The 16,336-nt window shown below is 58.8% G+C and carries 7 protein-coding genes, 2 tRNA genes and 2 rRNA genes (1 of these 11 cut by a window edge); 1 reads left to right on the plus strand and 10 read right to left on the minus strand.

What is annotated here, in order from left to right:
• Window positions 1–7: 7 nt before the first annotated feature.
• Window positions 8–955 carry a LysR family transcriptional regulator gene (locus J3P75_RS24150; RefSeq protein WP_434708440.1) on the plus strand — a complete coding sequence of 316 codons (948 nt, stop codon included), beginning with the start codon at window positions 8–10 and terminating at the stop codon, window positions 953–955.
• On the opposite strand, the gene J3P75_RS24155 is transcribed toward J3P75_RS24150, so the two are convergent.
• The 10 genes from J3P75_RS24155 to J3P75_RS24200 form a co-directional block, all read right to left on the minus strand.
• Complete coding sequence (locus J3P75_RS24155) at window positions 952–1,446, minus strand: OmpA family protein (RefSeq protein WP_434708441.1); 495 nt, start codon at window positions 1,444–1,446, stop codon at window positions 952–954. The genes J3P75_RS24150 and J3P75_RS24155 overlap by 4 nt on opposite strands.
• Before the next feature lie 5 nt (window positions 1,447–1,451).
• Window positions 1,452–2,720 carry a diguanylate cyclase domain-containing protein gene (locus J3P75_RS24160; protein WP_434708442.1) on the minus strand — a complete coding sequence of 423 codons (1,269 nt, stop codon included), beginning with the start codon at window positions 2,718–2,720 and terminating at the stop codon, window positions 1,452–1,454.
• Window positions 2,717–3,286 carry a YfiR family protein gene (locus J3P75_RS24165; RefSeq protein ID WP_434708443.1) on the minus strand — a complete coding sequence of 190 codons (570 nt, stop codon included), beginning with the start codon at window positions 3,284–3,286 and terminating at the stop codon, window positions 2,717–2,719. The genes J3P75_RS24160 and J3P75_RS24165 overlap by 4 nt, the downstream gene beginning before the upstream one ends.
• Window positions 3,287–3,403: 117 nt before the next feature.
• A complete protein-coding gene (recD, locus tag J3P75_RS24170) occupies window positions 3,404–5,512 on the minus strand; it encodes an exodeoxyribonuclease V subunit alpha (RefSeq protein WP_434708444.1) in 2,109 nt (702 codons plus the stop codon).
• A complete protein-coding gene (recB, locus tag J3P75_RS24175) occupies window positions 5,509–9,198 on the minus strand; it encodes an exodeoxyribonuclease V subunit beta (RefSeq protein WP_434708445.1) in 3,690 nt (1,229 codons plus the stop codon). The genes recD and recB overlap by 4 nt, the downstream gene beginning before the upstream one ends.
• Window positions 9,195–12,647: an exodeoxyribonuclease V subunit gamma gene (gene recC, locus J3P75_RS24180; protein WP_434708446.1), complete on the minus strand. Its 3,453-nt coding sequence runs from the start codon at window positions 12,645–12,647 to the stop codon at window positions 9,195–9,197. The genes recB and recC overlap by 4 nt, the downstream gene beginning before the upstream one ends.
• 153 nt (window positions 12,648–12,800) lie before the next feature.
• Window positions 12,801–12,916: ribosomal RNA gene (gene rrf / locus J3P75_RS24185) — 5S ribosomal RNA — on the minus strand.
• Between the two features lie 152 nt (window positions 12,917–13,068).
• A 23S ribosomal RNA gene (locus tag J3P75_RS24190) occupies window positions 13,069–15,962 on the minus strand.
• A gap of 234 nt (window positions 15,963–16,196) precedes the next feature.
• Window positions 16,197–16,272, minus strand: a tRNA-Ala gene (locus J3P75_RS24195).
• Window positions 16,273–16,282: 10 nt separating this feature from the next.
• Window positions 16,283–16,336, minus strand: a tRNA-Ile gene (locus J3P75_RS24200); it runs 23 nt beyond the window's last position.

The raw sequence follows: 16,336 nt of genomic DNA on the forward strand, positions 1-16,336 counted from the left end.
GTCCATCATGCAAAAAAACATTACCTCGTTAGGCTCGCTGAACTGGGACGACCTCAAGTTTTTCCTCGAAGTCGCCCGCACCCGCAAGGCCAGCACCGCCGCCAAACGGCTGGCCGTCGACTACACCACGGTGTCGCGGCGCATCAGTTCGCTGGAAGCGGCGCTGGGTACATTGCTGTTTGAAAAGTCACGGACCAGCGGCTTCGTCCTGACCACCGAAGGCCAGCGTCTGCTCGGTTACGCCGAGTCGATCGAAAGCACGCTGCACATGGCCTGCGAACAGGTTTCAGGCTCCGGCGTGGCACTCTCCGGGCACGTGCGCATGGGCTGCACCGAAGGCTTCGGCAGTTTTTTCATCACCCCGCAACTGAGTCATTTCGTCGACGCCTACCCGGCGATCTCCGTGGACATCCTGCCCCTGCCGCACTTCATCAGCCTGTCCAAGCGCGAGGCCGACATCGTCATCGCCCTTGAGCGACCGGAACACGGGCCGTACGTCTGCTGCAAACTCTGCGACTACCGCTTGCAGCTCTACGCCACTCAGGAATACCTAGACCAACACCCACCGATCCGCCGTCCGGCGGACTTGAGCAAGCATCAATTCATCAGTTATGTCGACGACCTGGCGTTCAGCTCGGAGCTGCTCTATCTGGCGAACGTCCTGCCCGGCGCCAACGCGCATTTGCGCAGCACCAGCGTCATCGCCCAATACGTCGCTGCGCAGCAGGGGCGATCACTGGCGATCCTGCCGTGCTTCCTTGCGGCGCAAGATCCGCGGTTGTTGCCGGTGCTGGCGGAGGAAATTGATATCACCCGGCAGTTCTGGATGTACTGCCGGGAGGATCTGCGAAAGTTGAAGCGGATTACGTTGTTGTGGGATTACATCCGCGAGGTGACGGAACGTAATCAGGGGCTGCTGATGGGGCAGACGCGGGAGATGCGCTTTGCCGATTAATCGGCGCTGACCACAATCGCTACCCGGCGGTTTTCCGTGCGGCCGGTCGCGGTGTCGTTGGACGCTACCGGCTCGCTGCTGCCCAGGCCTTGTAGCTGAATGTTTTCCTGCTTCATCCCGACCGTTCCCAGTACGTTGGCGACGCTCTTGGCCCGGCGCAACGACAGTTGCTGATTGTAGGTTTCCTTGCCCGAGGCATCGGTGTGGCCGTCGACGCGCACGCGTTCGATGCCGACACTCAACAAGGCTTTGCCGATGCGCTCGACGATCTCGGTGCTTTGCGGGTTAAGGCTTTCGACGTCGCTGCCAAACAGTACCTTGCCCGAGAGACCAAATTCCCAGCCCTCGTCGGTCAGTTCGAAGCCCTGTTGTTTGAGCACCGCGACTTGCGCCGGAGTCAGGCCTTTGGGCGGTGCGGTCTGGCAGCCGCTCAGGGCCAGCACGGCCAGCAACAACACGGCGTAAAAAGAACGAATGGACAAAGTGGACACGGCTATCAGCTCCTGGAGGGTTCGGAATCGACCGGGTACTCCGCCCCGGCAGTGAACTGGGCGCCACGCGACAGGCGTTTGGCTTGATACATGGCGGCATCGGCGGCATCGAGCAAGGCGCTCGGGCTGGCGCCGTGGTCGGGGAACACCGCAATGCCGATACTCAGCGACGTCACCACGCGGGTGTCGCCCGGCAGCGCGATGGGCATGTCCATGCTGGCGAGAATCTTGTCGGCAATGCGCTCGGCATCTTCGATCGCATGCAGCGGCGCGAGCAGTACAGCAAACTCGTCGCCGCCCAACCGCGCCACCAGATCGCCCTCGCGCAACTGCGCGCGAACGCGGTTGGCCACGGCCATCAATACCGCATCGCCGGCCGCGTGCCCGAAATTATCGTTGATGCCTTTGAAACGGTCGCTGTCGAGAAACAGCACGGCAGCGCGTTCATCGTGCTTGCTGGCGCTGCGCAACGCGCGAATTAAACGCCCTTCGAAGAACGCGCGATTGGGCAGGCCGGTCAGGCTGTCATGACTGGCCTGATGGGCAAGGGTCTCGTTTTCGTTCTGCAGGTGGGTTTGCCACGACTCCAGCTCGTCGAGCAACGCATTGAAGTCATTGCCCAGATTATCGAGTTCGGCGATTTGCGCCGGCGCCACTCGCCGGTCCAGCGCACGTTCACTGCGGGCGGCGTGCGCCACGGCGGCGAGGCCGCGCAGCGGGCCGATGATCCCGCGCAACTGACGCCGGGCCAGATACAGCGCCACCCAGGCGCTGATCGCCGTGCACAGGACAATGCCCGCCAGACCGCTGAGCAGAAAGCGCATCAGACTGCCGCCATGCCCGGTGAGCAGCACCCGGCCGATTTCGCGGTCCTGATGTTCAATGGGCAGGCTGACGGGTTTTTCCAGGATGGCGCGGGCAATCTGCATTTCCAATGTGGAAATCAAACCGTTTTCCGGGCGCTGCCATTGCGCTAGCAGCTGTCCCTGGCTGTCGAGTACCTGAGCATCAGCCACTTCCTCGGTCGAGGCGATCAGCGCCAGCGCTTCAGTGGCGGCTGCCTTGTCGTTGAATACCACCGCGGCCTCAACGGTGTAGCTGATCGAGCGCGCAATCAGATGCAGGTTGTGATCGGCATACACGCGCAATGCGAGCACACCGAGCAAGGTCAGCGAGACACTGGCCATCGCCACAGCGACCAGCGCGACAATCAGATGCCCTCGGCCGATCACCGAGCCCAACGTCGGGCGGTCACTCGCTCTGAACAGCCTCATGGCGCCGCCGCCCTGCGCCGCGACAATTGCAGCACGCTGGGGTGGATACGCACACCGCTGCGGGCCACGGAGTCGAGATTGACTTCGAACGACACTTGTTCATCACCCACACGCAGACAGAACAGGCTGCCAACCGTGCATTGATCGCCACCTTCGCTGATGCTCAGCACTGGATGGCCGATGAGCGAAGCAAACAAGCGACTGCGCTCATCGTTGGTGAGCTTGCCGATATAGACCGCATTACATTCGCTGACGATCGCCGGGTTGTCAGCCAAAAGCCGCCGCACCAGCACCGGCCGGCCAGTCGCCTGAGCGGTGCCTTTGACCAGGTCATCGGTGTATTCGGTGGGGCCGACGATGCACAGCCGCAACTGCGCCGGTTCGACCGGCCAGCGCGCGTAGCTGAGAATTCCCAGCACGACTTGAGTGACGGATTTGGCCCGTTGTTCAGCCATACCTGCGGACGCTTGCGCCATAGCCGCGCTGGTCATGAGCCAGAGCAGAACGACCAGCAACACCTGCTTGCAGACAACGACGCGCCCCGTCGCCCAGACCGACACCTTCATGCAGGAATTCTCTTGGATCGTAGCGAAATGATGCCGCAACGATAGCACAGCGCCGAAAGGCCAGCGAGGCAGCGCCCACTGACCGGTCAGTCAATAATCGCCGCCTGCCGCAGGGTTTCAGTCGCGAGAATCGGTGCCCTCCTCCAGCTCCAGCATCAGGCCGCTCAAGCGCTTGACCTTGCGCTGCACCGCCTCTTCGAATACTCCGGCCCGCGATTCGATCAAGGTGAACCAGTGCTTGGCTCGGGTGATGCCGGTGTAGATCAGCTCTTTGGTCAGCACCGGATTCAAGGCATCGGGCAGGATCAGCGCGGTATGAGCAAACTCCGAGCCCTGGGATTTATGTACGGTCATCGCGTAGACGGTTTCGACATCGTTGAGCCGGCTGGGCAATACGAAACGCACGCCGCCCTGGCCGTCGTTGCGCGGGAAGGCCACGCGCAACACTGGCTTGCCGGCGTCAGGTCCCTCGCGCTCGGGCAGCTTGAGGGCGATACCAATGTCGCCATTCATCAATCCCAGGCCGTAGTCGTTGCGCGTCATCAATACCGGACGGCCCTCGTACCACTGCTGATCGCTTTCGATCAGGCGTGCCTTGAGCAATGCCGCGGTAATCCGCTGATTCAGACCTTCGACACCCCACGGTCCCTTGCGCACAGCACACAGCAGCTGAAACGTATCGAACGCCTGCAACACATCCCGCGCCCAAACGACCCAGTCCGGGTGTTCAAGTGGCCTGCCCGATGGCGGACGCTTGTCGCGCAGAACGCTCAGGTAATGGCGGTAACCTTGCGGGCCATCGCCGTGCCCCTCCAGCAACAGCCGCTCCAGCCGGTGGTCATGCTCGCCCTTGAGCGATAACGAATACACATCTGCATAGTTGCCGGCGTCGAGCAACTGCCGTGCCCGCTCCGGCAACTGTTGGTTGACCCGCCGAGCAAGCTGACCGATGCCACTGCTTTCGCCAAAGCGCCGGGAATAACGCAGCATTACCACTTGCTGGGCCAGGGGGTGAGAACCGTCGAAGTCCTCATGCAAACCGCTGTCTTGCAACGACTCGCCACTGACCGATTCCAGCCACCGTCGGGTCTGTGGGCTGTACCAACCGCCTTCGGCGTCGCGGCACAGATCGCCGAGCACCGCACCCGCCTCAACCGACGCCAACTGGTCCTTGTCACCGAGCAAAATCAGGCGAGCATGAGTCGGCAGGGCATCGAGCAGATTGGCCATCATTTCCAGGTCGATCATCGAGGCTTCGTCGACCACCAGCACATCCAGTGGCAAGCGGTTGCCGGCATGATGACGGAAATGCCGGGTGCCCGGACGACTGCCAAGCAAGCGGTGCACGGTGGTCACGTCGCAAGGAATTTTCGCCCGCACCTCTTCGCTGACTTGCAACGACTGCACTTGTTGACTGATCGACTCGGTCAAACGCGCTGCCGCCTTGCCGGTCGGCGCCGCGAGACGAATGCGCAACGGCTGACCGGCCTCCACGGCTGGCGCTTGCAGCAAGGCCAGCAAACGCACCACCGTGGTGGTTTTGCCGGTACCTGGCCCGCCGGTAACGATACTGAAAGCACCGCGCGTAGCGAGGGCACAGGCGAGCTTCTGCCAGTCGATCACTTCGCCAGGCCCGCCCGACTCGAACAACCCGTTCAAGCGCTGCGGCAAGTCAGCAGGTGTCGGCTCGACCTGCTCCAGGCGCTGGCGCAACGCCGTATCGATGCGCCGCTCGTACGCCCAGTATCGACGCAGGTACAGGCGCTTGCCGGATAACACCAGCGGACGCTGCTGCGCTGCATCACTGGGATCCGCCGCCAATGCCACCAACGAACTGCTCGCCAGCACCTTGCACCAGTGCGCACCATCGAGCGCGTCGAGCAACTGAGAAGGCAGCAGCAACACGCCACCTTGCACGTCGCCCTCGGGTGGAAGCGATAACGCGAAATCAGGCGCCTTCAATGTTTCAAACAGATCGAGACAGACATGACCGTGGCCGAGTTGATGGCTGGTCAGTGCCGCCGCGAGCAATACCAACGGATCGGTGTCCGGCTCCAGTTCATGAAGGAAGGCGACGAATGCCTTGTCCAGCGCACGGAGCCAGCCGCGCTCGACCCATCGCGTGAGCAACAGCAACAGATCATCGGCACGGGTCAACGGCGCGAGCTTCGACAGACTGTCGGCTGCCAGCGGCGTGGGAAGCAGATCGGCGAAGGTACGGCTCATAGCAGGACTCCCTGTTCCCAGGCGGGCTCGGTCTTGGGTTCGGGTTTGCCTTGAAACATTCGGTCCAGGCGCTCGATCAGTTCGCGCGGCGGGCGAGCGAAATACACCCCGCGACTGTCGGCGCGTGTGCCACGCAGGAACAGATACAACGCACCGCCGACGTGTCGGTCGTAATCGTAATCCGCCAGCCGCGCCTTGAGCTGTCGATGCAAGGCCAGCAGGTACAACACGTATTGCAGGTCATAGCGGTTGTCGAGAATCGATTGCTCCATGGCTGCTTCGGTGTACGCCTGATCATCCAGGCCGAGCCAGTTGGACTTGTAGTCAGCCACGTAATAACGCCCGTCGTGTTCGAATGTCAGGTCGATAAAGCCCTTGAACATGCCGTTGAGTTGCACCGGTTCTGCCGCGACCCGGGCGATGCCCTGGTGAGTATGCTGACGCACCAGTTCATCGAGTTTGAGCACATCGACTTTATGGCTGGCGAACCAGAACTCCATCTCGACGCGAAACTGCTTCAGCTCCTCCAGCACGACGGGCGGTTGCCGGTCGGCGATGGGAAGCGGCAGCTTGAGCAGATGCTGTAGCCAGTCACTGAGCGTGGTAATCCAGCCCTCCCAGCCACGCAGATTGCAGCGCCGCGCGATCGCATCTTCCAGTGCCTCGCGGGAAACGGCGAAACCTTCATCACCCGCCCATTCGAGCAGTCCGTGGAGGAACGTGCCCGGATTGGGGCCGCGAGGAAACCGGTGGATATCGGCGCCACCGGCAATGATCTCTCGCGGCGCGTCCGGATCAAGGCGTTCGTCATCGAACAGTTTTTGCGCTTGCGGACTGTCCGGTGCCTCGTCTCTGCCGACGCTCAACACGTCGCTGATGCGCAATGCACTGTAGGAAGCGATCCACCAGTTTTCGCTGGCCTTGCGCTTGGGCACGCGGGTGGCACTGAGTACCGCGTCATTGCGTGGCGGGCGATAATGCTCGTCGGTAGGTTGCGGCATTTCCGCGATACTGATCGCGGCACAGCCCTGCTGCAGGTCTCGCAGCCAACCCTTGAGTTCGCTGGATTCGCCCAACGAAGCTCCCCCGCCGAGCAAGTAGCCCAGCGCGGAAAGATGCAGCACCGAGCTGTTGTTATTGCCGCGCTTGAGATCCGTCACGCCAAGCCAGCAGGCATGTTGCGCGCGCGTCAGAGCGACGTAGAGCAAACGCAGATCCTCGGCAAGACGCTCGTCATCCGCTTGCGCGATCAGCTCGGCGGTTGGCTTGAGGCTCACCCGCGCCTTGCCTTCAGCATCGTGGTAATGCAGCGGCAAACGACTGCCGTCGACAGGCTTCGCCGAACAGATGAACGGCAGAAATACCAGCGGATATTCCAGGCCCTTGGATTTGTGAATGGTCACGACTTTGACCAGTTGCTCGTCGCTTTCCAGGCGCAGGATCTGTTCTTCACCCGCCTGCCCGGACAGCACCAGCAGCTCGGCCAGATGGCGGATCAGCGCTTGTTCGCCGTCCAGTTCAGCGGCGGCTTGCTGCATCAGTTCGGACAGATGCAGCAGGTTGGTCAGCACGCGCTCGCCATCACTGCGTTTCATCAGGGTTTGCGGCAAGTGGAAATCGTGCAGCAGGCGCCGCAACATCGGCAGCACGCCTTGCTTGCGCCAGAGCTCGCGATAGCCACGAAACTGCATGACGCGGGTTTCCCAGACCAACTCATCCTGGTTCAGCCGTTCGAGCTCGGTCAAGGGCAGGTTCAGTGTGACGCAGGCCAGTGCGGCTTTGAGCAAGCGCTCGACATCCGGTTCGGCACAGGCCGTGAGCCAAGCCAACAGATCGTGGGCCTCTTGCGCTGCAAATACCGAATCCTTGTCCGACAGATACACGCTGCGCACGCCACGGTTGGCCAGCTCACTGCGCACAGCTTGAGCTTCCTTGCCATCGCGAACCAGAATCGCAATATCGGACGGCCGCAAGCCTCTGAAGTCTTTGCCGTCCTGAACGAATCCGGCGCTAGCGCTTTGCCCGCCATTGAGCAGCGCGGTGATTTCGCTGGCGCACGCTGACGCTAATTGCTGACGATAAACCAGGCCCGACAAGGGCTGGTCGGCAGGCAACTGCCAGACATTCAAGGCTGCAATGTCTCGCCCGTCGACCTGCAGGCGTTCCTTGCGCCCCTGAGATTCAACGGGGAGGAATGGCACCGGGTTATTGCCGGTTTTCTCGCGGAATAAAAACGCACCGCGTCCCTGCTCGCGAGATTCGGCGCGTGCAAAGACATGATTGACCGCCTCGACCATGCCATGGCTGGAGCGGAAGTTGGTACCCAGCGTATGCAGTCGGCCAGTGGTGGCCTGACGCGCGCGCAGATAGGTGTAGATATCCGCCCCGCGGAATGCGTAGATCGCCTGTTTCGGATCGCCGATCAGAAACAGGCCGGTTTCGGCACTGTTCTCTTCGATGCGATAGATGCTCTCGAAGATCCGGTACTGCACCGGATCGGTGTCCTGAAACTCGTCGATGAGCGCGACCGGGAATTGCTCACGGATCAACGTCGCCAGACGTTCGCCACCGTCGGACTGCAATGCGGCATCGAGGCGCAAGAGCATGTCGTCAAAGCCCATTTCGGCGCGACGACGCTTCTCTTCTTCGAAACGTGTGCCGACCCATTGGGCGGCGTGTTGCAGAACCGCAGCATCGGGCGTTGGCAGCGCATCGAGGCTCGCCTTGAGAGCCGACATGGCATCCAGACCCGGGTGCGATGGCGGCGGCCCCTTCCAGGCTTCGGCCATACCGTCAGGCGTCAGACGCGCGAAACCGGTGCCGATGTCCAGTTGTTCCAGGGACTCGTCTTCAGCCCATGCCTTGAGCTTTTCGAACCACGGTTCGAAATAGCGTGCCTGCATCTTGCGACCGTCGACCGTTTTGCCGGCCACGCCTTGATGGCAGATGGCGAGCAACTCGTCTGCCCACAGGCGCCAGGGCATTTTGAGTTCAAGCAACGCCGCGCGACGCTCTTGCAGACATTCAGCGATCAGTTCGGCGGGAGCCCTTGTTTCATCATTGTCGCGCTCGCTGGCAAACAGACCGCGCACCCGTGGCAACAAGGCCGCAGGCCCGCCCCAGTTGTTGCGAACCCAATTCAAGGCATCGCCCTGCATTGGATAACAGAACAGACGCCAATAATCGCGCAGCACTTCGCCAAGCAGGTCGCTGTGATCGGTTTCCAGCGACTGGGTGAACAAGCTGCCACTGTCGAACGCGTGCTCACGCAACATGCGCTGGCACCAACTGTGGATGGTCGAAACGGCGGCCTCATCCATCCACTGCGCGGCGACATCGAGGCGGTTCGCGCAGCCTGGCCATTGCTGGGGTTCGAATTGATCGCGCAATTCGGCGATCAGTGCGTCTGGGGCCGGCATCTCGTCGCGGAAGAATCGGGCCGCCTCCGCCAGACGCGTGCGTATCCGTTCACGCAGTTCCTTGGTTGCGGCATCGGTGAATGTCACCACGAGTATTTGTGGCGGCAGCAACTCACGACCGAATCCGCTCGACTCGTCACCGTGCCCGAGGATCAGCCGCAGATAGAGGGCCGAAATGGTAAAGGTCTTGCCAGTACCGGCGCTGGCTTCGATCAACTGGCTGCCATGTAACGGAAATGCCAGCGCGAGGGGTGCTTTGGTACTCATGTGCGTGCCCCCTCAGCGGACAGCGAACGCCATGGCGCTTCGTAAAGCGGACGGTACAAGGCATCGCACCAGCCGGAAAAAGTTTCGTCGGCCAGCAACGCCTGGAAGTCGGCGAACTGCCTTAGCAATGCGGGGCTCTCACGGCGCTCACCATCGGTGGTTTGTCCGTCACCTTCATACGCCTTGCAAGCGGCAGCCTCGGCTTTCAGCGGGTCGGACTGCGACAGCCACGCGAACGCGGTTTTCACCGCTATCGGCAGCGGCTGGCGCATGCCCGCCTGCCAGGCAAGGAGCAGATCGCCAAGAAAACGCGTCGCTCGTGCAGGCTCCAGCGGTTCAAGCAGCAGCGTGTCATCGCTGGCCACCAAAGCGGTGGTCAGCGAAAGGTCACTGGCGCAGGCGACAAGATGGTTGACCCAAGGCTTGGTCAGGCGATGCCACTTACGGTTCTTGATTGAGCCGATGCTGTTGGGAATGGTCGTGACGGATAACAGACCGCCGTCGCCGCGTTGATGTAAACCGGCGAGCCAGCCTTCCAGACGCAAACCGTGCTGTTCCAGATTGACAGGCAACGCACTGGTCAGCGGAACAGGCCAGAGCGTCAGCAATTGTTGATAGCGCTTGAGCAGATCCGGCAACGGCTCGATCAATTCCCGCTGCAAGCATTCGCCGAATCCTGCCATTGGCAACAGACCGCTGTTTTGCAGGCGACGGGCCTGGGCGTCGAGCGCTTGATCGATGTTTTCCAGCTGCCTCAGCGCCGCTTCGAGCAGGCTTTCGCTGAGCGAATACCGTTGCAATGCGTCCAATACGAAGGGCTCTTCGTCCGCCACTGGTGCTTCGGCAGCCTCGAAATACACCTTGAGTCGCTGGGTGAAGAAATGTCGAACCGGGTTGCGCAAAAAGTCCTGCAACAAAGCGAGGGTCAACGGTTCTTCTTGTACATAAGGAGCAAGCAACTCGACACCAGTGTGAGGCTGGTGCTCTTGATGCAGCACCTGCCACTCGCTGGCATAACTGAACAACTGATCGCCTTCATGGAAATAGCGCGCACTGAACGGTTGCAGCGGGTGTTCCTCGGTCAGGGCATCCAGCAAATCGCCTTGCTCATCGAGCAATCGCCAACCGCTGGCCAGATGATCGCGTAACTGGCCGATAAGCACAGACGCCGGCCGTTCACTGTTGTCGCGAATGCTACGGCCTACCCAACTGATGTAGAGCTGATTGCGCGCAGACAAAAGCGCTTCAAGCAAAAGATAACGGTCGTCTTCACGTCGCGAGCGATCGCCGGGGCGGTAATCGCTGCCCATGAGGTCGAAGTCCAGCGGAAGCTGCGCGCGAGGATAGTCGCCATCGTTCATGCCCAGCAGGCAGACCAGTTTGAAAGGAATGGCGCGCATGGGCATCAGCGTACAGAAATTCACCGAACCGGCGAGGAAGCGCTGAGACAGTCGCCCCTGATCCAGCCCGGCGAGCCAGGCCTCGCGAACCACGGTGAGCGGCAGCTCATCTGTGAGATTCACCGCTTCGCAAGTCTCCAGCCAGTTTTCGCGAAGCTCCTCGAGTTGCGTCAGCAAGTAGTCGTCATGCTCGTTGCTCGCTTTGAAAAACAGCTGCATCAGCGCCTGCAACCGATACCCCCACTCCGAGGGTTGTGCCGGTTGAGTGAGCTGCTGGTGGGCCAGCTCCAGCGCGTCGAGCAAGGCCACCAGAGGGCCGATCAGTGCGGCATCCAGGCCACCGATCTCATCGTAGGGCTCGATACCCTCACAGGCGCTTGCGCTGCCGACGGCGTATCCCAGCAGCATTCGGCGCAGACCGAAATGCCAGCTGTTCTGCTCAAGCTCGTCAGGCAAACCAAGGCCTGCTCGCTGCTCGGCGTTCATTCCCCAACGCACGCCCGCACCTTCGATCCAGCGATGCAGTGTTGGCAGGTCGCGCTCTTCAACTCCGAAGCGCGCACGTAATGCTGGAACGTCGAGCAAGTCGAGGATTTCACTGACCGGAAAACGGCTGTCGGGGAGCTTGAGCAGATGCTCGACCGCAATCAGCAACGGATCGCGACCGCGTTGCCCCTGATCCGCCAATGTAAATGGAATGAAGCGCGGATCATGACGATCGAGTTGGCCAAATACGGCGCGGATATGCGGCGCATAACTATCGATGTCCGGCACCATCACGATCACATCACGAGGACGCAACTGCGGGTCGGCACTGAAGCGTGCCAGGAGCTGGTCATGCAAAATTTCGACTTCGCGCTGCGCGCTGTGGGCAATGTGAAAACGGATCGACTCGTCCTGTGCCAGATCGACAGCAGGCCAGTGCTCGCGAGTTTCGTTGAGTGGTCGTAACTCTAGAATGTCGTCTTGAAGCTGGTTGAGCATGTTCTGCGGCTCGGTCTCGCTGAACAGGTCGATTCGACCGTCGCGAAAGGCAGCGCGGTAACTGTTCGGATCGTCATAACTGTCGAGCAGATTGATGTAGTCGCGGCCTTGTTTACCCCATGCTGCGAGCAGTGGGTGCGCATGTTGATGCAGGGTTTCGGCGTCCAGTACGACCGGCATGCCGCTCTTGCGCGATTGCCGCTTGTACTGGTGACGGAGCAAATCCTTGTCGGCGACGATATCGGCCCAGTGGTGCCGACAAGGGTTGTGCACACAGAGCAACACCTGACTGAAACGCGCAAGCCCTGCCAGCGCCTCGAGGACCTGTGCTGGAAGCGAGGAAATGCCGAAAACGATCACTCGCGGCGGTAGCCCACTGGGTGCCCTTTCAAGGTTATTGATGCGTTCGATGAACCGCTGATGCACGCCGGCGCGGCTTTGCGCCATGCCCTTTTCGCCTACATCGTCCAGCAGTGCTCGCCATAATTCGGCTTGCCAGCAACTGGTCGCAGGCAGTGCCTTTACCTCGCCTCGGACATTGCGCAACTGGTGGCGACCCTCGGCCCAGTCCTCAAGCCAGTCAGCTCGATATACCTGATATTGGTCGAAGAGATCGGCAAGGCGCTCGGACAGTTGATAGCGCTTGCGCAAATCAGTGTCGTGGGTAAGGAAACGTTGCAACGGTTCGAAATGCGGGCGGTCGATCAGTTGTGGCAACAAGCGCATCAGACGCCAGGTCAGCGGCGCTTTATCGAGCAGGGATTTAGGCGGGATTTCATCGCGGCCCAATACCAGACGGTATAGCTGCCACATGAAACTGCCCGGCAATTGCACATCAATCGCAGCGGCAATACCGCAGCCGCCGAGGTCGTCTTCCTGAGGATCTTCTGCCAGAGCCAGCTTGAGCCACTGCGCGATACCGTTGCTCTGCACCAGAGCGATCTCGTTCTCCAGGGGCGCCAGTGGGTAGCGCCGCATGATGCTGATCACAAGGCTGCGCAGCTCGTCCAGGCTGTTGCTCTGAACCACCATGAATGCAGCGTTGAGGGACGGGGCGTCCGGCATAAAGGCTTCCTTGGAGAATACAAAAGCTGAGGCAGAACCTTAGCATTGTCGGCAGGCTGTGACAGCCGGACGGCGTCGGTGAATGCTGTAAGAACTTTCTCGCAGGCAAAACAAAACCCCAACTGCTTACGCAATTGGGGTTTCGGAATTTAATCTTGACGATGACCTACTCTCACATGGGGAAACCCCACACTACCATCGGCGATGCATCGTTTCACTGCTGAGTTCGGGATGGGATCAGGTGGTTCCAACGCTCTATGGTCGTCAAGAAATTCGGGTACTGAGTCGTGACCAGATGGCCTCGCTTCAGCAAATTGGGTATGTGACAGCTGGTGTTTGTGCGTTTCGAACTTTCGGTTCGTTTCGTCTTCACACACCGCAATCTGGTCTCTTTCGAGTTCGCAAATTGCTTGGGTGTTATATGGTCAAGCCTCACGGGCAATTAGTATTGGTTAGCTCAACGCCTCACAGCGCTTACACACCCAACCTATCAACGTCGTAGTCTTCGACGGCCCTTCAGGGAACTCAAGGTTCCAGTGAGATCTCATCTTGAGGCAAGTTTCCCGCTTAGATGCTTTCAGCGGTTATCTTTCCCGAACATAGCTACCCGGCAATGCCACTGGCGTGACAACCGGAACACCAGAGGTTCGTCCACTCCGGTCCTCTCGTACTAGGAGCAGCCCCTCTCAAATCTCAAACGTCCACGGCAGATAGGGACCGAACTGTCTCACGACGTTCTAAACCCAGCTCGCGTACCACTTTAAATGGCGAACAGCCATACCCTTGGGACCGGCTTCAGCCCCAGGATGTGATGAGCCGACATCGAGGTGCCAAACACCGCCGTCGATATGAACTCTTGGGCGGTATCAGCCTGTTATCCCCGGAGTACCTTTTATCCGTTGAGCGATGGCCCTTCCATACAGAACCACCGGATCACTAAGACCTACTTTCGTACCTGCTCGACGTGTCTGTCTCGCAGTCAAGCGCGCTTTTGCCTTTATACTCTACGACCGATTTCCGACCGGTCTGAGCGCACCTTCGTACTCCTCCGTTACTCTTTAGGAGGAGACCGCCCCAGTCAAACTACCCACCATACACTGTCCTCGATCCGGATAACGGACCTGAGTTAGAACCTCAAAGTTGCCAGGGTGGTATTTCAAGGATGGCTCCACGCGAACTGGCGTCCACGCTTCAAAGCCTCCCACCTATCCTACACAAGCAAATTCAAAGTCCAGTGCAAAGCTATAGTAAAGGTTCACGGGGTCTTTCCGTCTAGCCGCGGATACACTGCATCTTCACAGCGATTTCAATTTCACTGAGTCTCGGGTGGAGACAGCGCCGCCATCGTTACGCCATTCGTGCAGGTCGGAACTTACCCGACAAGGAATTTCGCTACCTTAGGACCGTTATAGTTACGGCCGCCGTTTACCGGGGCTTCGATCAAGAGCTTCGCGTTAGCTAACCCCATCAATTAACCTTCCGGCACCGGGCAGGCGTCACACCCTATACGTCCACTTTCGTGTTTGCAGAGTGCTGTGTTTTTAATAAACAGTCGCAGCGGCCTGGTATCTTCGACCGGCATGAGCTTACGGAGCAAGTCCTTCACCCTCACCGGCGCACCTTCTCCCGAAGTTACGGTGCCATTTTGCCTAGTTCCTTCACCCGAGTTCTCTCAAGCGCCTTGGTATTCTCTACCCAACCACCTGTGTCGGTTTGGGGTACGGTTCCTGGTTACCTGAAGCTTAGAAGCTTTTCTTGGAAGCATGGCATCAACCACTTCGTCACCCAAAGGGTAACTCGTCATCAGCTCTCGGCCTTAAGATCCCGGATTTACCTAAGATCTCAGCCTACCACCTTAAACTTGGACAACCAACGCCAAGCTGGCCTAGCCTTCTCCGTCCCTCCATCGCAATAACCAGAAGTACAGGAATATTAACCTGTTTTCCATCGACTACGCTTTTCAGCCTCGCCTTAGGGACCGACTAACCCTGCGTCGATTAACGTTGCGCAGGAAACCTTGGTCTTTCGGCGTGGGTGTTTTTCACACCCATTGTCGTTACTCATGTCAGCATTCGCACTTCTGATACCTCCAGCAAGCTTCTCAACTCACCTTCACAGGCTTACAGAACGCTCCTCTACCGCATCACCCGAAGATGATACCCGTAGCTTCGGTGTATGGTTTGAGCCCCGTTACATCTTCCGCGCAGGCCGACTCGACTAGTGAGCTATTACGCTTTCTTTAAAGGGTGGCTGCTTCTAAGCCAACCTCCTAGCTGTCTAAGCCTTCCCACATCGTTTCCCACTTAACCATAACTTTGGGACCTTAGCTGACGGTCTGGGTTGTTTCCCTTTTCACGACGGACGTTAGCACCCGCCGTGTGTCTCCCATGCTCGGCACTTGTAGGTATTCGGAGTTTGCATCGGTTTGGTAAGTCGGGATGACCCCCTAGCCGAAACAGTGCTCTACCCCCTACAGTGATACATGAGGCGCTACCTAAATAGCTTTCGAGGAGAACCAGCTATCTCCGAGCTTGATTAGCCTTTCACTCCGATCCACAGGTCATCCGCTAACTTTTCAACGGTAGTCGGTTCGGTCCTCCAGTCAGTGTTACCTAACCTTCAACCTGCCCATGGATAGATCGCCCGGTTTCGGGTCTATTCCCAGCGACTAGACGCCCTATTAAGACTCGCTTTCGCTACGCCTCCCCTATTCGGTTAAGCTCGCCACTGAAAATAAGTCGCTGACCCATTATACAAAAGGTACGCAGTCACCCAACAAAGTGGGCTCCCACTGCTTGTACGCATACGGTTTCAGGATCTATTTCACTCCCCTCTCCGGGGTTCTTTTCGCCTTTCCCTCACGGTACTAGTTCACTATCGGTCAGTCAGTAGTATTTAGCCTTGGAGGATGGTCCCCCCATATTCAGACAAAGTTTCTCGTGCTCCGTCCTACTCGATTTCATTGATAAGAGATTTTCGCGTACAGGGCTATCACCCACTATGGCCGCACTTTCCAGAGCGTTCCGCTAATCTCAAATCAACTTAAGGGCTAGTCCCCGTTCGCTCGCCACTACTAAGGGAATCTCGGTTGATTTCTTTTCCTCAGGGTACTTAGATGTTTCAGTTCCCCTGGTTCGCCTCTTGCACCTATGTATTCAGTACAAGATAACCATCTTATGATGGCTGGGTTCCCCCATTCAGACATCTCCGGATCAAAGTCTGTTTGCCGACTCCCCGAAGCTTTTCGCAGGCTACCACGTCTTTCATCGCCTCTGACTGCCAAGGCATCCACCGTATGCGCTTCTTCACTTGACCATATAACCCCAAGCAATCTGGTTATACTGTGAAGACGACATTCGCCGAAAATTCGAATTTCTCAATTAAGAGAACTCACAAATTTTACCTTAGCCTGATCCGTTACCAGTGAAAGTAACGTTCAGTCTATCTTTCTATCACATACCCAAATTTTTAAAGAACGATCTAATCAAAAGACTAGAAATCAATATTCGCACCGAATATTCATTTCTAAGCTTTCAGAAGCAGTTTATATGGTGGAGCCAAGCGGGATCGAACCGCTGACCTCCTGCGTGCAAGGCAGGCGCTCTCCCAGCTGAGCTATGGCCCCATAACAAAATTGGTGGGTCTGGGCAGATTCGAACTGCCGACCTCACCCTTATCAGGGGTGCGCT

The organism is Pseudomonas sp. R1-1 (assembly GCF_051132135.1).
Classification (GTDB): Bacteria; Pseudomonadota; Gammaproteobacteria; order Pseudomonadales; family Pseudomonadaceae; genus Aquipseudomonas.